The organism is Leptospira levettii (genome assembly GCF_002812085.1).
Classification (GTDB): domain Bacteria; phylum Spirochaetota; class Leptospiria; order Leptospirales; family Leptospiraceae; genus Leptospira_A; species Leptospira_A levettii.
Genome location: NZ_NPDM01000006.1, coordinates 119951 through 145568 on the forward strand (window position 1 = coordinate 119951; position 25618 = coordinate 145568).

A 25618-nucleotide genomic window follows, 5' to 3' on the forward strand; every position below is an offset into this window, starting at 1 on the left:
AAGGTTGTCTCGAACCTAAGTAAACATATTTTTAGGGAATGTGAAAAAAAGTTAGATATCTCATTAAAAAAAACTTTCAACAAGATCCATACAAGTTAGGTTTCGCCAATGGAATTAAAAAACAAAAGAATTGTAGTTACGGGTGCAGGATCAGGGATTGGAAAGGAAACCGTCTTGCAGATGTTAAAACATGAAAACGTAAAAATTTTAGCCTGTGACTTGAACGAAAAAAATGTAGTGTCTCATCCCAATGTAATTCCTTATAAATGTGATGTTTCAAAACCAGAAAATTTAGATAAACTCTTAAAAGATGCTGATAAAAAATTAGGTGGGATCGATATCTTTTTTGCAAATGCAGGTTTTGCGTATTATGAAATCATTCCAGAGGCAAGTTGGGATCGTATCGATCGGATTTTTCGAACGAATGTATACTCTCCTTTTTACACTTTAGTGAGTTTGAACAAACACAGGACTTCTCCTTGTTTATTTGTTGTCACTGCTTCTGCGATGAGTCATTTACCTCTTCCTGGTTATGCTTTGTATTCAGCAACTAAAGCTTCTGTTCGATCCTTTTTGGATGCCTACCAATGTGAACTAAGGCCAGGAAACCGTACGATGATTGTTTACCCGATTGCGACTAGGACACAATTTTTTGACTCGGCTGGGAACAAAGTCCCGGTTCCATTTCCAAGCCAAACGGCTGAAACCGTTGCAAAACAAATTGTAAATGGGATTTTGAGAGACAAAAAGGAAGTTTTCCCATCCTTTTTGTTTCGATTCATCCAAATCTTGGATCGATTCTTATTTTTTCCGCTTAAAATTTATCAAAAAATAGAGGCGGTAAAATTGAATTCGCATAAATCTTAAGTCTACTGCATAGTGGACACTATGCAGTCTTCCGAGGAAGGATCAAAGCCTAATATTTCGACAGAGGTGGGAGACCATCTCAATGTCGAAGTTGATCTTTTAAAAACAATCATGGACGTAAGTTCCACTGCGATTGTTTTACTGAACCCACAAGGCCAGATTCTTTATGCAAACCCTGCATCTGAGTCTGTTCTTGCCATTAAACTCAAGGACATACTTTCTAGAACTTATGATGCACCACAATGGAAGAACACTTCTCTTGATGGTGGTCCATGGCGAGAAGAAGACCAACCTTTCAATATTGTATTAAAAACGAAAAAACCAGTCACAGACATTCGGCATGCGATCGAAGATTCGTTTGGTGTCAAAAAATACTTATCCATAAATGGTTCCCCTGTTTTTGACGAGGTGGGAGAACTCCGATCCCTTGTATTTTTAATTACCGACATTACTGAAAATGTTTTAAAACAAAAAGCATTAGAAGATAGCGAAGCAAAGTATAGAACTATCACCGAACTTTCGTTAAGTATGGTATATGATTTAGACATCAAAACGGGTGTGAACCAATGGGCTGGTGCCATCCAAGAAATTACTGGTTTTACTCCTGAAGAGTATAGAGCCATTGGTTATGAAGCTTGGATGGTCCTCATCCATCCAGATGACAAAGAGAAAGCCATCCAATTATTTGAAGAGGCAATGGCCAAAAAAACAAAGTTTTCCTGTGTGTATCGTTACCGAACCAAAGATGGAAAATATGTATATATAGAAGATAATGGAATCTTTTTATATGATGTAAATGGAAACGCCTATCGAATGTTTGGTGCAATGATCAACCGAACTGAACAAATTGAAGCAAACTTAGCACTAAAAGAATCTGAGTCTAGGCTTCTTATGTCTTTGGATGCTGTCAAAATGGGAATTTGGAGTTGGGACATTGACCAGCGAAATATTTATTGGTCTCCCCAAACCTATGAGATTTACGGACTTGATCCAGATGGCCCCGCGATCACTGTGGAAAGGTATCTCACTTTAAATGATCTAGATGATTTACAAAAGGTCTCAGCAGAAATCCAACTCTTAAAAGATGATCCTTCCAGGTCTGGATACAAAATCCAACAACGGATTTTTCATGCGGATGGAATGGTTCATTGGGTAGAGTCTCGCGGAAATTTAATCCGTGATAAAGATGGAAAACCAGTTCGATTGATGGGAACTATACTCGATGTAACAGAATCAAAATTGGCAGAGGAAGCACTCCGAACTTCCGATGAAAGATTCCGTGCTTTTTACCAATTTTCGACAGAAGCGTTTTTGATCTTTGATGAAAATTCACTCAGAGCAAAGGATTCTAACTTTGCCTTTCAGAATTTATTTGGATACTCAAGTGATGACACAAAAAATTTAAAAATCCGATCTTTACTTACACCAGACTCACTCCAAAAAATTAGAGAGAAAATTGCGGATAATTCGAGTGATTCGATTGAGATCCTTTGTAAGAGAAAAAATGGGGAAGTGTTTCCTGCTTTAGTATCCATCAAACGGTTTAAATACAACCAAACAAACTCAATCGCATATAGTATTTTTGATTTGAGTCCTCTCAAAGAAGTGGAAGAACTCCGCCAAATCAATTCAGAAATACGTGAAAAAAACAAACTCATTGAAAAACAAAAAATCGAACTGGAGATGGCGTTTGAGAATTTAAAACGCACCCAGGAACAACTTGTACAATCCGAAAAACTCGCAGCACTCGGTCAGTTAATTGCAGGAATTGCCCACGAAATAAATAATCCAATTGGTGCAGTTAAAGCTTCCAATCAAAATATGATGGATTGGCAAAAACGATATGGGATTGCCTCACAGTTGTTTCGAGAAGCGATCCTGAGTGTACCTAGGGAAGAACAAGTGATTCTCAAAACGATTCTTTCAAACCTAGACCAACCAATCGAATTTTATACAGGAAAAGAAGAAAGGTTACGGAAAAAGAAGAACAAAGAAATTTTAATCCAACATGGGTTTAAATCAGATGATGCTGATGAATTTGCAGAAGCTTGGGTAGAATTAGGGATTGGAGAATTAGAAGACAAATACATACCACTCTTCAGGTCTCATTATCTAAGAGTATTCTTGGATTATTTAGCACTTGAAATCCAATTCCGTCGTAACACTCGTTCCATCCAATTGGCAGTTGATCGTGTTTCTAAAATCATGTATGCATTGAAAAACTTTTCACATTTTGATTCTACTGGGAAAAAAATCAAAGCATCCATACAAGAGACGATTGAGACGGTTCTTACCATTTACCAAAACCAATTGAAGAGGGGAATTACCGTAATCAAAAATTACGATGAGATTCCACCTATAGACTGTTATCCTGATGATTTATTACATGTTTGGACTAATCTAATTTATAATTCCTTACAAGCCATGTCCTTTACTGGAAAATTGATGATCACAATCAAAGATTGTGGATCCGAAGTTTTGGTATCCTTACAAGATTCCGGTCCAGGGATTGATCCAGGGATCCGTTCCAAAATTTTTGAACCATTTTTTACAACCAAACCTCCTGGAGAAGGAAGTGGACTTGGCCTTGATATCGTGAATAAAATTGTAAAACGACATGGTGGAAGGATTGATTTGTCTTCCAAACCAGGTGAAACTATATTTTCGATTTATTTACCAAAAGGTCATTCATGATCGATGGCTTGTGAGATAGCTGTGATGAGTTCTTTTTCGTCCCAAGGTTTTTTCAAACAAGTGACAAGCCCAATTTCTTTTTCCAAAGCAGTTACTAATTTTTCATCGGCAAAACCTGTGATGATAACTTTTTCGATGGATGGAAATCGTTTGTGAACTTTTCTTAAAAATTCATCTCCATTCATTCCTGGCATGGACCAATCAGAAATAATAACAGCAACAGAATTTCCTTCTTCTTCTAATTCTATAATTAAATCCCATGCTTCGTTGGCATTTTCTGCGGTTAGGTATTTGAACCTCTCTCCGAAATGGTGTTTTACTTGGGATTTCATGCTCAGTAAAATGATGGACTCATCATCTACGAAGAGAATTCCCTTTTTCCCATTTTTATTTTCAGTGAGGATTTCCACAGGACAAAGTTTTATCCGTTCTCTTTTAGATTGCAAGTAAATCTTGCCAAAATCCTAGAATTTCTACACTTGGGTCTTTATGACAGCTTACCCAACTTTACTTTCTCCATTATCCCTTGGATTCACTACACTAAAAAACCGAACCATTATGGGTTCTATGCATACAGGCCTAGAAGAGGCTCCGAATGGATACGAACGTATGGCGACTTTTTATGGGGAAAGGGCAAAGGGTGGAGTTGCTCTCATCGTCACGGGTGGTATTGCACCGAATGAGGCCGGACGTGTTTCGAAAGGTGGCAGTGTGATGGACACGGAAGAAGAAGCATTGCACCACCGTGTTGTGACTGATGCAGTCCACAAAGAAGGTGGAAAAATTGCCATGCAGATTTTGCATACAGGCAGATATGGATACCATGACAAAATAGTAGGAGCTTCCAATTTACGTGCTCCCATTAATATGTTCAAACCTCATCCCTTAACAGAAGAAGAAATCTGGAAAACCATCGAAGACTTTGTTAGATGTTCCGAATTAGCTAAATTAGCTGGTTATGATGGAGTGGAGATCATGGGTAGTGAAGGTTACCTCATCAATCAGTTTATTGCGAAAAGGACCAATAACAGAACAGATGATTGGGGAGGGAGTTTTGAAAATCGTATCAAATTCCCAATTGAAATCGTAAAAGCAGTCAGAAAACGAGTAGGAACTGATTTTATCATCATTTACCGTCTGTCGATGTTAGACTTGGTTGAGGAAGGTGGTAATATCGATGAAGTTTTACACCTTGCAAAAGAAATCGAGAAAGCGGGTGCCACCATTATCAACACAGGAATTGGTTGGCATGAAGCAAGAATCCCAACAATTGCGATGATGGTTCCAAGAGCTGCTTTTACTTGGGTCACTGCAAAAGTAAAAGGTCACGTGTCGATTCCACTTGTGACTTCCAACAGAATCAATACTCCTGAAGTAGCAGAATCTGTTTTATCTCGAGGGGATGCTGATTTAGTATCGATGGCACGTCCATTCCTTGCTGATTCCTTTTTTGTTGAGAAGGCGATGGCGGGAAAACCGGAAGAGATCAATACATGTATTGCCTGTAACCAAGCATGTTTAGATCATATTTTCCAAGGAAAAACGGCAAGTTGTTTGGTGAACCCAAGAGCATGCCATGAAACCGAATTGAACATTCAAAAAACGGGTCATGTGAAAAAGGTAGCAGTTGTTGGTGCTGGTCCCGGTGGCATGTCTTGTGCAAAAACACTAGCGGAACGTGGACATTCTGTAACACTTTTTGATGCACAACCAGAGTTAGGTGGGCAATTGAATATTGCTAGGCGTATCCCTGGTAAAGAAGAGTTTAAAGAAACCATTCGTTATTTTGACACTATGTTAAAAAAATATGGAGTTGAAGTGAAACTCAATACCTATATCACAAGTGAATCATTGATCGAACAAGGTTTCGAAGAAGTGGTCCTTGCGACAGGTGTGATCCCAAGAATTCCTGAGATACCAGGTATCAATGGACCAAATGTTCTTAGTTATGTGGATGTTGTTTTAAAAGGGAAACCTGTTGGAAAACGTGCAGTGGTAATGGGTGCAGGTGGTATCGGATTTGATGTTAGTATTTTACTCACTGATCCTGGTCATAGTTTTACAACTGATAATTACCTCAAAGAGTGGGGGATACGAAAAACGATTGATAAAGATGGGGGACTTGGTTCCAAAGAAACACCAACAGGTGTTCGAGAAGTGACTATGTTAAAACGTTCAAATAGTAAATTTGGTGCTACCCTTGGAAAAACAACTGGATGGATCCATAAAACATCTTTAGAGGACAGGAAGGTAAACCAAATTTCAGGAGTTACCTACAAGGCAATTGAATCAGATGGAATTGTAATTGAGGTCAAAGGGGAAACTAAGAAAATTCCTTGTGATACAGTTGTGATATGTGCAGGCCAAGATCCAAACCGTGCTTTACTCGAACCCTTACAAAAAGCAAAAATCCCCGTACATTTAATCGGGGGTGCCGACCTTGCTTCTGAATTAGATGCAAAACGGGCGATTGACCAAGGGACAAGACTTGCCGTTTCCATATAATGAATTAGGGGATTGATCAATACTCTGAATCAAACTATACAATTGAAACCTTTAAAGATGTCGGTTCGGAATGCAGAATTTCAAATCATTTCTGCACTCCGGACCAATCGAACCAAACGTAGTCAGGAAAAAGAAGTTTTTGTAGAAGGTACAGAGCCCATAAAGCAGTTGTTAACTGCTGGTTGGAAAATCACTCGGATTTTGTTCCGAGAAAAAACTGCCTTGTCTTCCTGGGCAAAGGAAGTGATTCAAAACCAAAGCGATGCAAACATTTTTGAAGTGAAAGATGAATTGTACTTAGAACTTTCCGAAAAAGAAACTCCATCTGAACTCATCGTAACTGCCAAAATCAAAAACCAATTGGACCTAAATGGACTGATTCAAAAAAAATCCCTCTTACCAAATGAGAATCCATTCTATCTATTATTTGATCGGCCAAGTGATTACGGAAATTTTGGAACTTTGTTACGTTCTGCGGATGCATTTTTAGTCGATCTCGTGTTTGTCATCGGTCATTCCATTGATGTATATGACCCCAAGGTGATCCGTTCGAGTTTAGGGAGTTTGTTTCATACACAACTTGTGTTTGTTCCCAATTTTGAAACGTTGAATCTATTTGTGGAGTCGGAAAAAAAACGAAGTGGACTCAGTGTGATTGGCACCGATTCCAGCGGTGAGTTTGATTTACGAGAGAAAACGTTAACATCCCCAATTTTACTGATCTTAGGGAATGAAAAAAAAGGGATGAGTGTACAATTACAATCCCTCTGTGACTCAATGGTTAAAATTCCAATGTTTGGTGTCGTGAACTCACTCAATGTTTCTTGTGCTGGTTCCATCCTACTTTGGGAAGTCACCAAAGGAAGGGGATCACAAAAGACAAATCAGTGTTAACGACAGGTGGCTATACTTCCATCTGGATTGTATTTTACACTCGCACCAGAAGTAAACTGAATGTATTTCACTCCATCCACACATACTTCGTCATAACCAAAGTATTTAGCACACCCTCTAGAAATGGAACCACAACCAATGAAAAAAAGTGTGGATACTAAAATCAGTCGAATCGGTTTCATGGGTATCATGTTTTTACCTCAATTCCTTTTTCTAATGGAATTTGGTTCCAAATGCTTTCCAATTTTGCGAAATGAGCAGTGAGTTGGTTTTTATGATACAAGACAATATTGGATTTTTTTAAATTGTGTAATGATTTGGGAATATGATACAAAACTTCTTTTGTGCGAATGATTTCGCCTTCCCAATCAATCAAATTTACTTTTTTCAGTTTTGCAAAAAGGATTTCTAATTGTGAAACAAATGTTTCTTTTCGTAATTCAGAAGCAATGGTAATTTCTGGAAATTGGTTTTCGATATGTGATTTAAATTGGGACAATAACTGAATGATTTGTTGTTTTTTGATTTTGGTTTCTTTTTCCAGTTTGAGTAATAAAAAAGAAGTTAGGTTTCCAATCGTAACTGTGTAGTGTTTTCCCAAAGTTTCCGCAACTAGTTTCACTACTTGGTCTGCTGGCATCTCATTCGGAATTTCAAAAGGTTTACCATACTTAATGTATAGTTTTGTTTTTTGGTAAGATAAGTGATCATAGGTAAGTGTAAAACTATTAAAATGAAGTTTATCAATCTTTGATTTGATGTGGTAAGCTCCACGTTTTACTTGGTTTAGAAATCCATCATGGTTGTATGTGCCTTCTGGAAACATAAACAAATTGCGACCTTTTCGAATGTGAGTAACCATATCTGTCCATTCACTATCCACTTTGTCACGAAGTTCCCCTTTTTTAATGAGTTCTCTCGCATTGTCACGAAACGGGCGTTTGATGGGGACTGCTCCAATATAACGTAATAAAATCGGTATGATATTTGTAGCATCGATGAATTTGAAAATCCACTTCATGATTCCTTTTGCACGAAATTCTTTTTGTAAAAACCCAGGAAGTAGGATATCTTCTCTGGCAGGGATGATCATTTTGATTTTAGGATTGAGTCTTGGGTAAACCATGGAAAGGGAGACAACGTCAGCTTCTGATACATGGTTACACAGGAGAGCAGAGGGATAAGGGGCTTCTAATTCTTCTTTTGTTTCTGGGAAGTTTTCTTCTATGGAATGGAAAACAAGTCCTTTTGCTAAACTTACGAGTTTGATGAGAAAGTCATAAGGGATCGTATGTTTTTTGGGTTTCATTGAGGTAGGTTTCTTTTGGAAAGGAAGAAAAGTCAATAGCAATCTCTAGAGATAAAAAGGCGTTTGTTTTCGTTTCCATCCAATCGTAAAACGCATCATTTGATGATTAAAGAACAGTTCCACAAAATTCGGAATGTTTCCGACCAAACTGTACAATCTTCTTTACAATAGAAATTTTAGATTGTGGAATGCCTTCACTCATGTCTGGATTCAGGGATCAAATTCTATGAAAGGAAACAAACCAGTTTCCATTCTATTCATATCCGTTGTGATGGTTTTTTCCACCTACTTAGGGTATCTAGGATGGTTGGAATGGGAAAACTTAATTTCCATTTTTGTTTCGTTCTTTGTTTATATTACCAGTGTCCTTTGTTTGTTTCGGATTTTAGGAAAATGGTTGGTTCTCTTGTCCCTTTCTTTTGTTTCCATTTGGGTTCTTCAGTTTGCCTTTCGTGCAGAACTCAAGACTTTAAAATCCGTATGGGAAGTGCCACCCGAAGGTTTTCCAAAAAACGAACCCAGGAATGGATTTGAATTTTTGGAGTTAGAGGGGTATACACTCGACAAGAATTTGATTCTATCGAAGTCGATCCAACATAAGTCCCGCGATGCCAAGGGGAGGGACACGAGCCATACTTCTTTTTATGAGATGATCCCACTTATGTCAGATAAGGACCCGTCGGAACCAATTCGATTCTTCTTTTTGGACCAAAATTTGTTTCGTTTCCACAATTGGTTAGAACTTGGGGTGAAACCCCGATTTGCCAAAATCTTACCAGAGTCTATGGATTTCCCCATTCTCCTACAAACGTGGGAACAAAAGTATCCAGAAACCCAAAAAGGGAATGTTGTCTGGATTTCTCTTTATGAAACAAAGGAAGATTATGTCCAATCCACTTCCTCCTTCTTTCTTTTCCTCTCTCTCATTCCTTCCGGGATTTGGTTTTTGGTTGGGACGTTTTTCCTTTTGAAACAGATGATGGGAGGGGGCATCAGAATTTTCGTTCATTTTATGAACAAAAATTCCTTTACTTTGTTCAAAGACTGAACACATTTTGACAAAGAATGGGACTCAGGGGGCGAAGCTATGCCTGGGATCCACTCAAAAGCTGGCATTCCTTTTCCACTTTGGTGTCCAAACCGGGCACAACTTCCTCCATGAAAGAACAATACGAATACAGTGACCACCACCTCAAGTTACTTCAGTTACTTGATGAGAACCCTAATTTATCACAAAGAGATGCGTCTGATGTGTTAGGACTCAGTTTAGGAAAGGTGAATTATATTTTGAAAGCTTTCCTCGACAAAGGGCTTATCAAAATGAATAATTTTCGTAATAATAAAAACAAACTCGCATACACATATTTACTCACACCACAAGGAATCGAAGAAAAAGCAAGGATGACTCTTCATTTTTATGAAAAGAAAAAAAGAGAATACGAAGCTCTTCGGGCTGAAGTAGAGAAGTTAGGTGAAAGTTTAGAAAGTTTAGGCTAAATCAATCAAATTTGAGTCTTAACTATGACTGATGGTTTCGATTTGATACCATGAATCGATCTCGCAAAAAAAAGAATTAAATACCATATTATGATGCAAAAACAATCCAAAATCTATGTAGCTGGCCATAAAGGTTTAGTTGGATCTGCTATTGTAAAAATTCTAAACCAAAATGGGTTTTTCAATGTAATTGGTAAATCTCATTCCGAGATGGACTTACAAAACCAGTCCCAAGTATTAGAATTCTTTCAAAAAGAAAAACCTGAGTATGTATTCCTTGCTGCTGCAAAAGTAGGTGGGATACATGCAAATAATACCTATCCAGCCGAATTTATTTTTTCAAACCTACAAATCCAAAATAATATCATCGATGCATCATATCGATTTGGAATCAAAAAACTTTGTTTTTTGGGATCCTCTTGTATTTATCCTAAATTTGCCAAACAACCTATGGACGAAGGTCAACTTTTAGATGGAAAGTTAGAGCCAACAAACGAACCTTATGCGGTTGCAAAAATCGCCGGCATTGTAATGTGTCAGTCATACAATCGTCAGTATGGTACAAATTTTATCTCAGTGATGCCAACAAATTTGTATGGCCCAGGGGATAATTACCATCCTGAAAACTCACATGTGTTACCAGCACTCATTCGAAGGTTTCATGAAGCAAAGATGAACAAGTTACCCGAGGTTGTGATTTGGGGCACTGGTAAACCTCTGCGTGAATTTTTGTATTCGGAAGACATGGCAAGGGCCTGTGTATTTCTAATGGATAATTACGATGTAACTGGTGATCCTAAAGGTGGTGAACATGTCAATGTTGGTTCAGGGATTGAAGTGAGCATCAAAGAACTTGCAGAAACAGTGAAGGAAGTTGTTGGTTACCAAGGAAATTTGGTTTTTGACCTAACAAAGCCAGATGGAACACCTAGGAAATTACTCGATGTTTCCAAACTCCACAAAATGGGATGGAAACACCAGGTGGAACTAAGGGATGGGGTTAGTTTCGCGTATCAAGATTATCTAACGAAGATATGAAAACAACCCTTTCCGAAAAAGAGATTGAATCTATTGTAGACTATTTCTCAAAAGTTCCAGAAGTTTTGGCAGTCTTTCTTTTGGGTTCAGCTGCAAAAGATACGATGAGACCAGGTAGTGATATCGATTTAGCGATTCTCCCGTTCGAGGGAATATCCATTTCTGGAACTGAGTTGTTAAAGTTCGCAGGTGATTTAGGTTATCAATTAGGACTCGACTTCGATTTAGGAGAGATGTCTTCTCGGAACCTAGTATATTCGAAAGAAGCAATATTTTCCGGAAAAGCAATCCTAGTAAAGGATAAACCTAAAGTAGAGCTTAGAACTAATACACTTATATCCATGTATTTTAATTTTCAAATTGAACGTCGAGAAGTCTTGAATGCCTATCGAAAATGATGACATTATATTGAATAAAATTGCAATGATTCAGCGAGGAATCAAACGAGCACTGGAAGAATTTAATAAAAATCAAAGTTTGAGTAATTATACAGAAGTAGATGCATTAATACTAAACTTAGAACGGGCTTGTCAGGCAGCCATTGATTTAGGAATGCATCTGATTTCTAAAAATAAATTGGGGATGCCTCAATCAAGTTCCGATGCGTTCCGTATCTTGGAGTCAAATACGATTATTTCTGCAGCCACTGCAAAATCATTAATTGGCATGGTTGGTTTTCGAAATATTGCAATCCACGAATATCAAAAATTAAACATAGATATTATTCAAAAAATCATGAGAAATGACTATTTAGTCTTTGGAATCTTTTGTAAAGAACTTGGATTCGAAATCCATATATAATTTAATGAAATCTTTTCAATGAGCAAAAATGTTTTTGTATCCACTTTTCCGTTTTGCCGTACCTCACCAGTCGCATTGGATCTTTTAGTATCCAACGGTTTCACAGTGACTGTAAACCCTCTTGGACGAAAGATGAAACCGAATGAAGTTGCAGAAGCTGCAAAAAATTTTGATGCACTCATAGCAGGTACAGAAGAGCTTACCCCACTCATCGAATCGACGAATATTCTGAAATTCGTTTCTAGAGTTGGAGTGGGACTTGATAGTGTACCTCTTGAACTCTGTAAAGAGAAAGGTATCTCTGTCGCTTATACTCCGGATGCTGTTTCTCCAGCAGTATCGGAATTAGCAGTGAGTCTCATCGTGGATACAATGAGGAGGGTTACGTATGCCGATCGGGAAATCAGAAAAGGTGAGTGGACAAGGCCATATGGAGAAAGAATTGGTGGTTCCACGATTGGTATTTTAGGCTTTGGAAGGATTGGAAAAAGAGTAGCTTCGCATCTTTTAGGTTATATGCCAAAAGAAATCCTTGTATGTGATTTAATTGATCAAACTGAATCCATTCGTGTGTTGAATGAGGTTTCTTCTAACCTCCATCATGTGAACTGTAAATTAGGGAAAAATTGGGGTCACTCTACCAGCAAACAAGTTGATTTAAATAGTTTGTTGGAAATGTCTGATGCGATTACGATTCATGTGCCATTGACTGCGGAAACAAAAAACCTAATCAATTTTAAGAATATGTCACTCATGAAGTCAAGTGCCGTTTTAATCAACACCGCAAGAGGTGGAATTGTAAATGAAAACGATTTATATAAAGTATTAAAAGAGAACTTAATTTCTGCAGCGGCTATGGATGTTTTTGAAGAAGAACCATATAAGGGACCACTACGTGATTTGGAAAATGTCATTTTAACTCAGCATATGGGTTCTTGTTCCAATGATTGTAGGGAAGATATGGAGAGAGAAGCGGCAGAGAACGTGGTTGGTTTTTTTGGTGGTGGGAAGTGGGAGAAGGTGGTTTAAGGGATGGTGATAGTGGTTGGTTCTGGAATCATAGGATCTTGGATCGCTTATCTTTTGGCAAAAGCTGGTTTCGAGGTATATGTATTCGAAAAGTCAGAAAATGCAGGTGATGGCATCAGTGGACGTAATTCTGGAGTTTTACATTCTGGAATCTATTACGATGAAACTTCTTTGAAATCAAAGTTTTGTTTTCGCGGTTATGAAGTTGCGATTCCTTTTTTCGAAAAAAATAAGATACCTTTTTCTATATGTGGAAAAGTAATAACGACGGGATTATCAGATACAATTGAAGAAGAAAAAGACAAACAAGTTGAAATCGAAAAACTTTTTGCGAATGGCAATCGATTAGGAATCCCTGACTTAGAGCTCAAGTCTAATCCTGGTTACCATTGGAAACATGTTTTGGGTAATACTGCACTTTGGATCCCAAAAACAGGTATCGTTGACGTTCCTACTTATCTAAAAGTATTATGGAAACTGGGAGAAGATTCCGGTGTAAAAACATTAAAGAACAAAAAGGTGATTCGAGAAAACGGTGGAGTATTTGCTCTGGACTTACAATCAAATGTTAAAGAAGAGCTTGTAGCAGACTATTTTATTAATGCATGTGGATTATATTCAGACGAATTAGCTTCAAGTGACTTAATGAATCATAAGTATGAAATAAAGCCTAATAAGGGTGAATACTTTCGATTAAAAAAACAACTTCCATATGAAACGTTAGTTTATCCATTACCATTAAAAACGTCCACGGCGTTGGGTGTTCATTATACTTTTCATTTGGGGGGAGATGCATATGCAGGTCCCAATTCGAACTGGGCTATCTCGAAGGATGATTATAAGATGAACACACCGAGAAACGTTTATTTTGAATCTTTACGTAAGATCACAGATTTTTATAAAGAAGAAGATTTGAGCGAGGGATATGTTGGATTAAGACCTCGTTTGTTTTTGAATGGAGAAGCTTTAAAGGATTTCGTGATTCAAAAAGAATTGAATTGGATCCATTTGTTAGGGATTGAAAGTCCTGGACTCACCTCTTCTCCAGCGATAGCTGAGGAAGTTGTAAGGATGGTTGGATAAATCACTCCCGTGAAAATTTCGATTATGATATTAGATGAACTATATCGTAGATTTTGGAATTCAATTCAACAACGCAGAAAACAGCAATTGTTTTTATTGTTTGTTTTGATTATATTCACCTCTTTTGCTGAAATATTTAGTATAGGTGCAGTATTTCCTTTTTTAGCTGCTCTTACAAATCCCTCTCAGATTTTTAATTTGGAAGAACTTCAGTTTTTGTGGAAAGTTTTAGAAGTAAATGAGCCTTCATCAGTATTGCTTTATGTAACATCTGGGTTTATACTTGCGTCCTTAGTTTCTGGAGCAATGAGGCTTTTACTAATTTATGCAACTACTAGATTGTCTTTTGGTATTGGTGCAGACATAAGCTACGAAATATACAAAAGAACACTTTTTCAACCTTATTACGTGCATATTAACCGCAATAGTGCAGAGGTGATTACTGGAATTACTTCCAAGGCAAGTAGCGTTGTCACTCAGATTATCACACCTATTTTGACTCTGCTTTCTTCTACAGTTATTTTATTATTTATCATTGGTGGGTTGTTGCTGATAGATCCAAAGACAACTTTGATTTCTTTTTCGTTCTTTATAATGCTTTATATTTTTGTTGCATTGTATTCAAAAACAAAACTCAAAAAAAATGGAGAGATCCTTACAAACAATTTAACCACTGTTCAAAAATCTCTCCAGGAAGGTATGGGTGGGATTCGCGATATTTTGTTAGATGGAACACAAAGTTATTTTTTGAATACTTATCGTGTCTCAGATTCACTTTATCGAAAGGCTTCTGCTGAAAATTATTATTATAGTGCCAGTCCTCGGTATGTAGTTGAATCATTGGGAATGGCTTTGATTGGAATCTTTGCCTACCATTTCGGAAGATCAAATGATTCGCTTATGGCTGCACTTCCGATTTTGGGATCGTTAGCCATTGCTGCGCAAAGGGTTTTACCTATTTTACAACAAAGTTATTATTCTTGGTCAAATTTAAGAGCTGGTAGGGAAAATTTGTCGAATGTGGTGGAACTTTTGAATCAATCGATCAAAACGGCGAATTCAAATCGATCACTTGGAAAATTAACGTTTAATCATGATATAAAAATTGATAACTTATCTTTTATATATGAGGAATCCAAGAAAGAAGTAATTTCTAATGTGAGTTTAACAATTCCAAAAGGCAATAGGGTTGGAATTGTTGGGCAGACGGGAAGTGGAAAAAGTACACTCATGGATTTACTGATGGGTCTGCTCGTCCCTACTAAAGGTAATATTCGTGTAGATGGAATTGAGTTGAATGACGAAAATATAAGACTCTGGCAAAACAACCTAGCACATGTTCCTCAAAATATCTTTTTGTCAGATTCTTCCATCGCCGAAAACATCGCCTTTGGTTACAGAAAGGAAGAAATTGATTTTCAAAAATTAAAAATTGCAGCGAAGAAAGCACAAATTTCTGAACACATCGAGCAGTTACCAGATGGTTATGATACATTTGTCGGAGAGAGAGGTGTAAAACTATCAGGTGGACAAAGGCAAAGAATTGGTATTGCAAGAGCATTATACAAAGATGCGGAAGTAATTTTTTTAGATGAAGCAACCAGTGCATTAGATAATGACACGGAAAAAGCAGTAATGGAATCGATTGATTCGTTAGATAAATCGATTACGATTTTCATAATAGCACATCGGTTGTCTACGATCGATGGATGCGACCAAAAAATTGAGTTATCCGAAGGGAAAGTGATCCAACAAACATGAAAAACCAAATACCTTATGGAAGGCATAGTATTGATCAAGCTGATATTGATGCAGTAGTATCGGTTCTTAAATCTGATTTTCTTACACAAGGACCCCTTGTGCCGTTGTTTGAAAAGATGGTATGCGAATACGTCGGTGTTAGAAACGGAATTGCCGTTAATAGTGCCACTTCAGCCCTTCATCTGGCATGTTTAGCACTGAATGTAGGCCCTGGTGATATCGTATGGACTAGTCCCATTTCCTTTGTTGCAAGTTCCAACTGTGCCTTGTATTGCGGTGCAGATGTAGATTTTGTAGATATTGATCCTGTTTCTTATAATTTGTCGGTAGATGCACTTTCTTTGAAATTAGAAAGAGCAAAGTTAGAGAACAAACTGCCAAAAGTGGTAATCCCTGTACATTTTTCTGGTCAAAGTTGTGACATGGAGAAAATCTTCGCACTAAGCAAAGAATATGGATTTCGCATCATTGAAGACGCTTCCCATGCAATTGGTAGTACTTACAAAAATCATAAAGTAGGTTCCTGCAAGTTTAGTGACATTACTGTGTTTAGTTTTCATCCTGTGAAGATTATTACCACTGGGGAAGGTGGTATGTGTACAACAAGTGATGACGAATTAGCAAATACCATTTATCGACTTAGAAGTCATGGAATCACAAGAAACCCTAAAGAAATGACAGAACCACCCGATGGTCCTTGGTATTACCAACAAATTGATTTGGGTTATAATTACCGAATGAATGACCTGCAAGCTGCTTTAGGTGTCTCACAATTAAAAAGGTTAGATTCCATTGTTCAGAGAAGGCAAGAGATTAAAAACTATTATGATAAGATATTAATTGATGTTCCATTGATTTTACCAAAGCAAATGGAATACAATCATTCCTCGTTACATTTATATGTAATCCAGGTGAAAGAAAAGGAAATGTTGGCTGATCGCAAGGTGGTATTTGAAAGATTGAGGGAAGGGGGCATCCTTGTGAACGTACATTACATTCCGATTTATCGCCAACCTTACTATCAGAAAAAATACTCGTTTTTGCCTTCTTCTTTCCCGAATGCAGAATCTTATTACAATCAGTGTATTAGCCTTCCCATATATCCAGAGTTAACGAATGAAGACATGGACCGAGTGAAAGAAACTTTGATTACTCCCATTGGGCATCAGGTATTGTTTTGACGAATATATGTATCATTCCTGCGCGTGGCGGGAGTAAAAGAATCCCTCGCAAAAATATCAAATTGTTTCATGGAAAACCCATGATATCTTATTCAATAGAAACTGCCATCCAATCGAAGTTATTTGACAAAGTGATTGTTTCAACAGATGATTTAGAAATTGCAGAAGTATCCAGACACTATGGTGCTGAAGTTCCATTTATGAGACCGAGTGAGTTGTCTGATGATAACACGGCAACGATTCCTGTGATTGCTCATTCCATTCAATGGATGAACAAGGAAGGTATTCAAGCTGATTGTGTAGCGTGTATTTATGCCACGGCTCCTTTTATTTTGAAAAATGATTTAATCAGTGCGGAAAAGAGTCTCCGTGAAGAGAGATGGGAATATGTATTTTCTGCTACTTCCTTTGGATTTCCCATATTCCGAGGATTTAAAAAAGATTCCGATGGAAAAATCGAAATGTTTTTTCCTGAACATTTTGGTACTCGTTCCCAGGATTTACCAGAAGCCTTCCATGATGCCGGACAGTTTTATTTTGGAAAACCAAGTGCATGGCTCGAAGGAAAAAGGATGTTTGACAAGTGGTCTTCCATTGTTGAACTTCCGAGATGGAGAGTACAAGATATAGACACACAAGACGATTGGGAACGAGCAGAAGTTATATATAAGATGATTAGTAGTATGAGCTGATTTTGAATTGAGAATTCAATAAAAACGAAGATGGCAACTTTGATTTTTACAGAAGCACTCCTTACCACAGGACTTGGTCATTTGGGAAGGTGTACGGCACTTGCCGAAAAACTTTTGGAAGAAGGTGAGACTACCGCTCAAATGGTTCTTCATAGCGATCAAGCCGCTACCAATTGGAGTTTTCCATGTCAGGTTCAGTCCATCAATTGGAAGGAAAAAAAACAGTTAATAGAGTTTCTGGATGGGTATAACCAAAGAACAGATCTAAGTGATTTCATTTTTTACGTGGATTCTTATTTAGCGGATTTAGAAATTTACAATACATTAAAAGATTACTGCTCTGAACTTATCTGTATTGATGACGACTGCCGTATTGAGTATCCCGCTGATTCCACAATATTAAATCCTGGTTATCCTGGCCTTTATTTGGATTACAACACTGAAAAATATAAAATTTTAACTGGTAAAGACCAGGTTTTACTCAGAAAACCCTTTCGAGAAAAATTTGAAATCCCAAAGAGAAATATCCCCCCCCATAAGATTTTGGTGACACTCGGTGGTAGCGATCCGCATTTATTTTCCGAAGAGATCCTTTCTCTATTAGTAAAAAACTTTCCCGCACTAGAGAAACATTTAGTTGTTGGTCCTGGGTTTACGAACGAAGTTACTTTAAAAGAGTTATCTGATAAAAATACATTCTTTTACAAAAATCTTTCAGCCATTCAAATGCGGGACCTAATGATCCAAATGGATTTTGCGATCACCGCGGGTGGGCAAACCACATATGAATTGGATCGATGTAAAGTTCCAATGGTGATGATTAAAACTGCAGAGAATCAGGAATTAAACATTCAAGGTTTTGTGGAATTTCAAAAAAGTCAAGTTGTAAGCGAACCAAAAGAACTCGTAGGCATACTAAAAAACAACTTCATTCAAACATCGGATATTGATTAGGTATAAAAAAATGGACCTACACCTCCGACCTGTTTCCACTAGTGACTGTGAACTTCTGTTTGGTTGGGTTAACGAACCTGAAGTTAGAAAAAATTCGTTCTCTCATCAAATGGTTGATTTGGAGAGCCATAAAATTTGGTTCCAAAAGAAAATAAACGAGGGTCTTCCTTGGTATATTTTGGAATTGGCTGGGCAACCTTCAGGAGTCATTCGATTCGATTTATCGGAAAATGGTTTCAAAATTAATTTTTCTATTTCGGCAAGTCAAAGAGGAAAGGGATTTGGAAAAGAAATTATCCGATTAGGACTATCAGAAATCACAAAAAATCCTCAGAATAGCAACTTTGTTTTTGGTCTGGTAAAAAAACAGAATATTGCATCTGCTAAATGCTTTCTGTCCAATCAGTTTTTACAAAATGATTATGACCAAAATACGTATATTTTTCAAAAAAAACTCGGTTAACCTATGATAAAAATATCCAATGTTCCCATTTCGAGAGATCATAAACCTTTCATCATTGCTGAAATGTCTGGCAATCATAATCATTCTCTTGAGAGGGCTTTTGAGATCGTGGACGCTGCCGCAGAGTCTGGAGCACATGCACTCAAATTACAAACATATACTGCAGATACAATTACGATAGATAAATCAGAAGGTGAATTTTTTATTTCCGATCCAAAAAGCCTTTGGAAAGGAGAGTCACTTTATAATCTCTATAAACAAGCTTTTACTCCTTGGGAGTGGCACAAACCAATTATGGACAGGTGCAAAGAGAAAGGAATTCTTTGTTTTAGTAGTCCCTTTGATTTTACCGCAGTTGATTTTTTGGAAGAATTAAATGTACCTGCATACAAAATTGCTTCTTTCGAAAACGTGGATCTTCCTCTCATCAAAAAGGTAGCAAACACTGGTAAGCCAATCATTGTTTCGACTGGAATGGCAACTGTGCAAGAAATTGCCGAGGCAGTGGAGACTATTAGAAGCACCGGAAACGAACAAATTATTCTTTTAAAATGCACAAGTACTTATCCGGCAACTCCGGAGACTACGAATATACTCACAATCCCGCACTTACGTGAACTATTTGGATGTGAAGTTGGTCTTTCAGACCATACAATGGGGATTGGAGTTTCTGTGGCAAGTGTTGCCTTAGGTGCGGTTGTGATCGAAAAACATTTTACTCTGAATCGGAAAGATGGTGGAGTAGATTCTACATTTTCAATGGAACCAAAAGAAATGAATTCCCTAGTCATTGAGACAGAAAGAGCCTGGCAGGCATTGGGAAAAATCAATTATGGACCTACCGAAAAGGAAAAAGCATCGTTAGTGTTTCGAAGGTCTTTATATGTCGTGGAAGATATAAAAGCTGGCGATATGATCACTGAAAAAAATGTGAGAAGCATTCGACCAGGTCTAGGGTTACCACCTAAGTTTTTTGATTTAGTGATGGGTAAGAGAGTGAACCAAGATGTGAAGAGGGGAACTGGTTTAAGTTGGGAGATGTTGGGGTGAAGGACTTACCTTTAATTCCATTTAGCTCAATAGCAAAAAATATCCTTTAAGAATAAATGAAATTTTGTAAAACTTGCCTACAACCTGATACAAGACCAAATTCTGTCTTTCATAGTGATGGGATTTGTCCTGCATGTAAATACCATGAATCGTTAAAAGACGTAGATTGGGAGGACCGTAAAAAGGAACTGGAAGCAATTGTTAATTTCGGACACGCAAACAATCATTCAGGATATGATTGTATCATTGGTGTTAGTGGTGGGAAAGACAGTTTAAGACAAGCTCTCTTTGTTAGAGAGACTTTAAAAATGAAGCCACTTCTGGTTTCACTTGGTTATCCTCCAGAACAAGTCACACAGCGAGGTGTTGATAATATATCCAATATGATTTCTCATGGTTTTGATTGTGTTACGATCAATCCAGCACCTGGGATTTGGAGAGACCTAAAACGAAAAGGTTTTAGGCAATATACCAATAGTTTTCGTTCTACTGAATTAGCCTTATTTAGCAGTGTTCCTAAATTCGCAATTGCCTACCAGATCCCGCTTATCTGGTGGGGGGAGAATTCCGCCTTACAACTGGGTGAAACGGCTATATTGGGAAAAAGTGGAAGTGATGGTAACAACCTTCGAAAGATGAATACATTGAATGGAGGGGATATAACTTGGCTTCTTTCTGAAGAAGTTAAAAAAAATCAAATCCTCCAGTATTGTTATCCTAGCCCAGAAGAAATGGAACAAGCAAATTTGCGGATTACATTTCTTGGATACTTTTGGAAGGATTGGTCACTATTGAATAATGGAAACTATTCGGTTCTCCGTGGGTTAGATATTCGCGATGAAAAACCTTGGGAAATTGGAGATCCATACGGTATTACTTCCTTAGATGAAGATTTTGTTACATTCAATCAAATGATCAAATACCTAAAGTTTGGTTTTGGACGTATCACTGATTATGTGAATGAAGAAATACGAAATGGATTAATGACACGGGAGGAAGGCATTTCATTGGTTCAAAAATATGATGGGACTTGTTCTCCGTATTATATTGAAAAATTTGCAAATTACATTGGCATCACTGTTCGAGAATTCTGGGAACAAGTGGATCAATCTGTGAATACGGATTTATTTGAAAAAGTTTCACTGGGTGAATACAAACCAAAATTTACGGTAGGTATTGGAATTTGAATTCCAAACTTAAAATTGGTATCATTGATTACGGAGTTGGTAATACTTACTCCATTTTCAATGCACTTTCTTTCTTAAATTATTCGAAAGTTTCAATAACTGACAAGGAAAGAGAGATTGAAGCAATGGATGCGCTCATTTTTCCAGGAGTTGGTGCTTTTGATGAAGCTTGTAAGCAGCTTGCAAAAAGACAATTAGCACCAGTTTTGAATGAACAAGTTCTAGTGAGGAAAAAACCCATTCTTGGAATTTGTCTAGGTATGCAACTCTTTGCAACAAGTTCAGAAGAAAATGGACAACATGAGGGGCTTAACTGGATTCCTGGACAAGTGAAAAAAATTGATACAAATAATCAATTTCCCGTTCCACATGTCGGATGGAACGATATAAATATAGAAAAGGATGAACCATTATTTAAAAATAATGCCGATCATGTTCACTTTTACTTTGATCATAGTTATCATTTCGAATGCGAACCAAAATTTATCTCTTCTTGGTGTGATTATGGTACAAAAATCACAGCCTCTGTCCAAAAGGATAATATATTTGGAGTACAATTCCATCCGGAAAAAAGCCATATCAGTGGTTTAAAACTTTTTAGAAGTTTCTTATCTTCCATATAGAATATGCTTAAAAAAAGAATCATTGCAGTAGTCATCGTTAAAGATGATATCGTAGTACAAAGTATTGGCTTTCGTAAATATTTGCCTATAGGTAAACCAGAAATCGCATTAGAATTTCTTACTTCATGGGGTATTGATGAAATTGTCTATTTAGATATTTCTGCCACAAGGGATCAAAAACAACCTAACTACGATTTGATTCGTAAAGCGGCAAAAAAATGTTACGTTCCGCTTACCGTTGGTGGTGGGATCAGGAGAATGGACCAAGTGCATGAGTTGATGAGTGCTGGTGCCGATAAAGTTTCAATAAATCATATGGCTTACAATGAAATCTCCTTCGTAAAAGAAGTTGCACTGGCTTATGGGAATCAGTGTGTAGTTGCTTCCATTGATGTTGTCAAAACGCCAAGTGGTTACCAGGTGTACGATTACACAAAAAAAGAAGCAACAGAATTGAATCCTGCCGATTATGCAAGGAGACTTGCAGACAATGGCGCTGGTGAAATTTTTTTGAACTCAGTGGATCGGGATGGCACTTATTTAGGTTATGATTTTGATTTGATTCAATTGGTTACAAATTCAGTCCATATACCAGTGATTTGTTGCGGTGGTGCAAGAAATGCATCGGATATGGTTCACGTTTTTTCAAAAACAAATGTTTCTGCTGCTGCTGCTGCTAACTTTTTTCATTTTACGGAGCACAGCGTTAACGTTTCAAAATCCATTGTTCGTAAATCTGAAATTATACGATTAGAAACTCATGCAAATTATAATGATAATGATTTAGATTCTGAAATGAGACTCACTAAAAAAGATGATAAGATTTTAGAGGAAATGCTTTTTCTTCGAATTGAAAAAGAAATTATATGAAGATTTGCAATCGTTGTTTATATTCTGAACATCATCCACTCAATATTACATTTGATGAAGAGGGAGTCTGTAGTGGATGTCGAATCCATGAAGAAAAAGACTTACTAGATTGGAATGAGAGATTTCAAAAATTAAAGCAGATAGTAGAGAATTACCGTAACCAATCAGGAAATAACTACGATTGTATTGTGCCGGTAAGCGGAGCTAGGGATTCTTATTTTATCGTACACACTGTAAAAAATGTACTAGGTCTTAATCCTTTATTAGTTACATACAACAAACATTACAACACCGATCTTGGAATTCGTAACTTAGCCAATCTGCGAATCAAGTTTAACCTTGATATCATAACACTTACTGTAAGCCCAGAGACAGTAAAAAAAATTACTCGTGGCACATTTCGAAAAATGGGAAGCATTTATTGGCATTGTATTGCGGGCCAAACTGTTTATCCAGTGCAAGTCGCAGTAAAATTTAAAATCCCATTGATCATTTGGGGTGCTCACCAAGGTGTTGATCAAGTCGGAATGTTTTCTCATCTTAATGAAGTCGAGATGACTCGGAAGTATCGAAAAGAACATGATTTAATGGGTTTCGAAGCAGAGGATTTAATCGATGAATTTGATGGAATTGATGAATCTGATATTGTTCAGTTTCGATATCCACAAGATAAAGAAATTGAGCGAATCGGGGTTCGTGGAATATATCTCAACAATTATATTCGATGGGATAGCAAAGCACAACATGAAAAAATGATCGAGCTTTATGATTATGAAACTGGTGAGCAAACACGAACCTTTGATACTTACAATGATGTTGATTGTTTCAATTATTCTGATGTTCACGATTATATAAAGTTTATTAAACATGGCTATGGAAAGGTGACAGACCATGTTTGTCGTGAAATACGTCTTCGCCGGCTAAGTAGGGAAGATGGAATTAAGTTAATCAAAGAATACTCAATGAAAGAACCTAAAAATCTGAAGCAATTTTTAAATTGGATTGGAATGACTAAAAATGGTTTTAAATTTATGTTAGACCAACACCGAAATTCTAAGATTTGGTTTAGAAATGAAAATTGGGAATGGGAGCTAAAGAATCCAGATCCGTTTCAATGTGAAAATAGTAGAAAGTCTGAATTAGAACAAGTTAGATTGGATCTTGTCGAAAACGAATGTAAGTTTAGATATACCCAAAATAAAAGACCAGATTTTATAGATGATAATTACATTCTTATTGGAAAAGGATTCTATAAGTAATTGTTCCATTTCTCCTTCGATATTATTTTTTCAGAACTGACATATGTTAGTTCTATCTTTGCTTTGCTAATCAGAATTTTTTTTCAAAAGGTTTATTATGTAAAACTTACTAGCGAAAAAATCGAATCCTTTGCAAATTTTTTGAAAAAATTTGGGATCATTCCTTTGCCGATTGCAGACTTAAAAACGATTTCAACATTCGCAGATGCAGATAGTGACCCTAAAGGATATGCCTGGGCTTGGTTAGATAAAAAACTAAAACACTTTGAGTTTGAAAAATTAGGAAATTTATTTCCTAATGTCAAAAATTTGGATGAAAAAGTATCTATTTATCTTTTGGATTTTGTTGCATTAAAGCTTACTTCTTTAGGAAGTAAGTTAATTTTTTGGCATGAAAACTATCCAGATAGAAAAATCATTTTTATTAGCTTCTCTTTTGATGATCTGGCGATTCCTAAACTTCCTGATAACTGTTTAAGGCTGGTGATACCAATTCCAGGAATTCTTAGTGTTTTTCCTTTTGTTTTGAAAGTTATCTTTCGTATCTTTTCTAAATTGCGAAGTTTGGTTTCATTTAAGCCAAAGTTACAAGGAAAATTTCGTCCAGAATCTCATTTTGACTGGGGAATATATGAGCATGTCTATGTGACTCATTCTGGTTTAAAGTATGGGAGTTTGTATGAAAAGAGCTTATACTATACTGAAACAGATCCCTTTTTTGAACCAAAAAACTTAGTTCACTTTGACTATTCTGGCTACAATTCACCTTCGGAAGATCTACCTTGGTTTAAGCTGACACCTGCAAAAAAGTTAGGTGTAAAAGATGTAGTTTTCATCAGTCTTAAGTTAGTATTCGTTCTAAATTTTCTATCAATAAAATTGTCTTCTCTTCCTTTAAAGATTCGAATATTGATCCTTGCATTGAAATTTCGTGCACATAGAATAGATCTCGGACAATTTAAACAACTGAAAAGAGCTTATATTGATTATGATATTCTTTGTCCCAAATCGTTAATTTTAGCCTTTGAGTCTTATAATATCCTTACTATAGGGGTTCAGGAAAGGTATATTTCTGCTTATTATAAATCTACAACAGTAATATTGGATCAATATCTCATTTCCTCTAACGAGAGTCGATTGGTAATGGAAAGATCTAGAAATTATCTCTTCGCTAAATCTTTTCCGGTTGGGCAATACAGAACAGATGAGTTTTTCAGAAAATTCCCAAATATTTCAAACGAAGATTCTGTAGGTATTTATAAGAAGAGAATTTTAGTGTTAGGTTTTCATAGCGACATGACTTGGATAGAAAGTCAGGTTAATCCGCTTCTGAATTGGCAAGCCCAAGAGCATTTTTTAGATGAAATTATGACGCTTGCAAGTGAATTTAAAGATTCACTTTTTACTTTAAGATATAAATTGATTGATTGGTTGGAGTTACCATTTTTTTCTCAGATAAAGAATCGGTTAAAGGAATTCCAAAATATCAAAATTTCCAAGGAATATGGTATTTCATTCTATAGTTACTATTTAGTTAAGAATTCGGATATTGTCATAGGTAAACATACATCTCTCCTTGATGAGGCAATTTCCATTGGAAAGCCAACATTGGTTCATGACTATTCTCATAATATTAAGTCAGTTATTTGTGACACATTTGATTATTTCGGATCACGTGTTATTTGTAAAAATTTTGATAGTTTTAAAGAACGATTTAGACTTTTAGTAGAAGATGACATTGATCTAAAACGTGAGATCAAGGAAATATCTACAAAACTTTACGGTGGCTTATCTGATGGTAATGTAAAAGAACGTATCCATTCGACCATTAAGTCAATTTAGATTGAAATAATTAATATAA

25 protein-coding genes are annotated in these 25618 nt (G+C 36.7%); 22 read left to right on the forward strand and 3 right to left on the reverse strand.

Going from position 1 to position 25618, the window contains the following annotated elements:
- Window positions 1–108 precede the first annotated feature (108 nt).
- Window positions 109–867, forward strand: a complete 759-nt coding sequence (locus CH354_RS15810) for an SDR family NAD(P)-dependent oxidoreductase (RefSeq protein ID WP_100727197.1) — start codon at window positions 109–111, stop codon at window positions 865–867.
- Between the two features lie 21 nt (window positions 868–888).
- Window positions 889–3561 carry a PAS domain S-box protein gene (locus CH354_RS15815; protein ID WP_100727196.1) on the forward strand — a complete coding sequence of 891 codons (2673 nt, stop codon included), beginning with the start codon at window positions 889–891 and terminating at the stop codon, window positions 3559–3561.
- Here CH354_RS15815 and CH354_RS15820 read toward each other — a convergent pair.
- Complete coding sequence (locus CH354_RS15820; RefSeq protein WP_100727285.1) at window positions 3552–3971, reverse strand: response regulator; 420 nt, start codon at window positions 3969–3971, stop codon at window positions 3552–3554. The genes CH354_RS15815 and CH354_RS15820 overlap by 10 nt on opposite strands.
- A gap of 79 nt (window positions 3972–4050) precedes the next feature.
- Between CH354_RS15820 and CH354_RS15825 the strand changes: the two genes are divergently transcribed.
- Entirely contained in the window at window positions 4051–6066 is a 2016-nt protein-coding gene (locus CH354_RS15825) for an NADPH-dependent 2,4-dienoyl-CoA reductase (RefSeq protein WP_100727195.1), read from the forward strand.
- Window positions 6067–6123: 57 nt separating this feature from the next.
- Window positions 6124–6960, forward strand: coding sequence for a TrmH family RNA methyltransferase (locus CH354_RS15830; RefSeq protein WP_100727194.1), 837 nt, complete (start codon window positions 6124–6126; stop codon window positions 6958–6960).
- Here CH354_RS15830 and CH354_RS15835 read toward each other — a convergent pair.
- Window positions 6957–7142: a hypothetical protein gene (locus CH354_RS15835; protein ID WP_238761212.1), complete on the reverse strand. Its 186-nt coding sequence runs from the start codon at window positions 7140–7142 to the stop codon at window positions 6957–6959. The two genes, CH354_RS15830 and CH354_RS15835, sit on opposite strands and share 4 nt — an antisense overlap.
- Before the next feature lie 5 nt (window positions 7143–7147).
- A complete protein-coding gene (locus tag CH354_RS15840; RefSeq protein WP_100727284.1) occupies window positions 7148–8269 on the reverse strand; it encodes a 1-acyl-sn-glycerol-3-phosphate acyltransferase in 1122 nt (373 codons plus the stop codon).
- Window positions 8270–8495: 226 nt separating this feature from the next.
- Here CH354_RS15840 and CH354_RS15845 point away from each other — a divergent pair, with 226 nt between their 5' ends.
- From CH354_RS15845 to CH354_RS15930, 18 genes are all read left to right on the forward strand, one after another.
- Complete coding sequence (locus tag CH354_RS15845; protein WP_100727192.1) at window positions 8496–9317, forward strand: hypothetical protein; 822 nt, start codon at window positions 8496–8498, stop codon at window positions 9315–9317.
- A gap of 110 nt (window positions 9318–9427) precedes the next feature.
- Window positions 9428–9766, forward strand: coding sequence for a MarR family EPS-associated transcriptional regulator (locus CH354_RS15850; protein WP_100727283.1), 339 nt, complete (start codon window positions 9428–9430; stop codon window positions 9764–9766).
- A gap of 93 nt (window positions 9767–9859) precedes the next feature.
- Window positions 9860–10804 carry a GDP-L-fucose synthase family protein gene (locus CH354_RS15855; protein WP_100727191.1) on the forward strand — a complete coding sequence of 315 codons (945 nt, stop codon included), beginning with the start codon at window positions 9860–9862 and terminating at the stop codon, window positions 10802–10804.
- The gene (gene mntA, locus CH354_RS15860) at window positions 10801–11202 is read left to right on the forward strand and encodes a type VII toxin-antitoxin system MntA family adenylyltransferase antitoxin (protein ID WP_100727190.1); all 402 of its coding nucleotides are present in this window, start codon (window positions 10801–10803) and stop codon (window positions 11200–11202) included. The genes CH354_RS15855 and mntA overlap by 4 nt, the downstream gene beginning before the upstream one ends.
- On the forward strand, window positions 11186–11605 hold the full coding sequence (gene hepT, locus CH354_RS15865; protein WP_100727189.1) for a type VII toxin-antitoxin system HepT family RNase toxin: 420 nt from the start codon (window positions 11186–11188) through the stop codon (window positions 11603–11605). The genes mntA and hepT overlap by 17 nt, the downstream gene beginning before the upstream one ends.
- A gap of 18 nt (window positions 11606–11623) precedes the next feature.
- Complete coding sequence (locus tag CH354_RS15870; protein WP_100727188.1) at window positions 11624–12634, forward strand: phosphoglycerate dehydrogenase; 1011 nt, start codon at window positions 11624–11626, stop codon at window positions 12632–12634.
- A gap of 3 nt (window positions 12635–12637) precedes the next feature.
- Window positions 12638–13717, forward strand: a complete 1080-nt coding sequence (locus tag CH354_RS15875) for an NAD(P)/FAD-dependent oxidoreductase (protein ID WP_100727187.1) — start codon at window positions 12638–12640, stop codon at window positions 13715–13717.
- An 87-nt stretch (window positions 13718–13804) separates the two neighbouring features.
- Window positions 13805–15478 carry an ABC transporter ATP-binding protein gene (locus CH354_RS15880; RefSeq protein WP_420843837.1) on the forward strand — a complete coding sequence of 558 codons (1674 nt, stop codon included), beginning with the start codon at window positions 13805–13807 and terminating at the stop codon, window positions 15476–15478.
- On the forward strand, window positions 15475–16659 hold the full coding sequence (gene pseC / locus CH354_RS15885) for a UDP-4-amino-4,6-dideoxy-N-acetyl-beta-L-altrosamine transaminase (protein ID WP_100727185.1): 1185 nt from the start codon (window positions 15475–15477) through the stop codon (window positions 16657–16659). The genes CH354_RS15880 and pseC overlap by 4 nt, the downstream gene beginning before the upstream one ends.
- A complete protein-coding gene (gene pseF, locus CH354_RS15890) occupies window positions 16656–17351 on the forward strand; it encodes a pseudaminic acid cytidylyltransferase (RefSeq protein WP_207762694.1) in 696 nt (231 codons plus the stop codon). Before pseC ends, pseF begins: the two co-directional genes overlap by 4 nt.
- 30 nt (window positions 17352–17381) lie before the next feature.
- On the forward strand, window positions 17382–18305 hold the full coding sequence (locus CH354_RS15895; protein ID WP_100727183.1) for a glycosyl transferase: 924 nt from the start codon (window positions 17382–17384) through the stop codon (window positions 18303–18305).
- Between the two features lie 10 nt (window positions 18306–18315).
- On the forward strand, window positions 18316–18768 hold the full coding sequence (locus CH354_RS15900) for a GNAT family N-acetyltransferase (RefSeq protein ID WP_100727182.1): 453 nt from the start codon (window positions 18316–18318) through the stop codon (window positions 18766–18768).
- A gap of 3 nt (window positions 18769–18771) precedes the next feature.
- Window positions 18772–19818, forward strand: a complete 1047-nt coding sequence (gene pseI, locus CH354_RS15905) for a pseudaminic acid synthase (RefSeq protein WP_100727181.1) — start codon at window positions 18772–18774, stop codon at window positions 19816–19818.
- Between the two features lie 56 nt (window positions 19819–19874).
- Window positions 19875–21005: an N-acetyl sugar amidotransferase gene (locus CH354_RS15910; protein ID WP_100727180.1), complete on the forward strand. Its 1131-nt coding sequence runs from the start codon at window positions 19875–19877 to the stop codon at window positions 21003–21005.
- The gene (gene hisH, locus CH354_RS15915) at window positions 21002–21628 is read left to right on the forward strand and encodes an imidazole glycerol phosphate synthase subunit HisH (RefSeq protein WP_100727179.1); all 627 of its coding nucleotides are present in this window, start codon (window positions 21002–21004) and stop codon (window positions 21626–21628) included. Before CH354_RS15910 ends, hisH begins: the two co-directional genes overlap by 4 nt.
- A 3-nt stretch (window positions 21629–21631) precedes the next feature.
- Window positions 21632–22498: an imidazole glycerol phosphate synthase subunit HisF gene (gene hisF, locus CH354_RS15920; RefSeq protein WP_100727178.1), complete on the forward strand. Its 867-nt coding sequence runs from the start codon at window positions 21632–21634 to the stop codon at window positions 22496–22498.
- Window positions 22495–23757, forward strand: coding sequence for an N-acetyl sugar amidotransferase (locus tag CH354_RS15925; protein WP_100727177.1), 1263 nt, complete (start codon window positions 22495–22497; stop codon window positions 23755–23757). Before hisF ends, CH354_RS15925 begins: the two co-directional genes overlap by 4 nt.
- Window positions 23758–25599, forward strand: a complete 1842-nt coding sequence (locus CH354_RS15930) for a hypothetical protein (RefSeq protein WP_100727176.1) — start codon at window positions 23758–23760, stop codon at window positions 25597–25599.
- Window positions 25600–25618 lie beyond the last annotated feature (19 nt).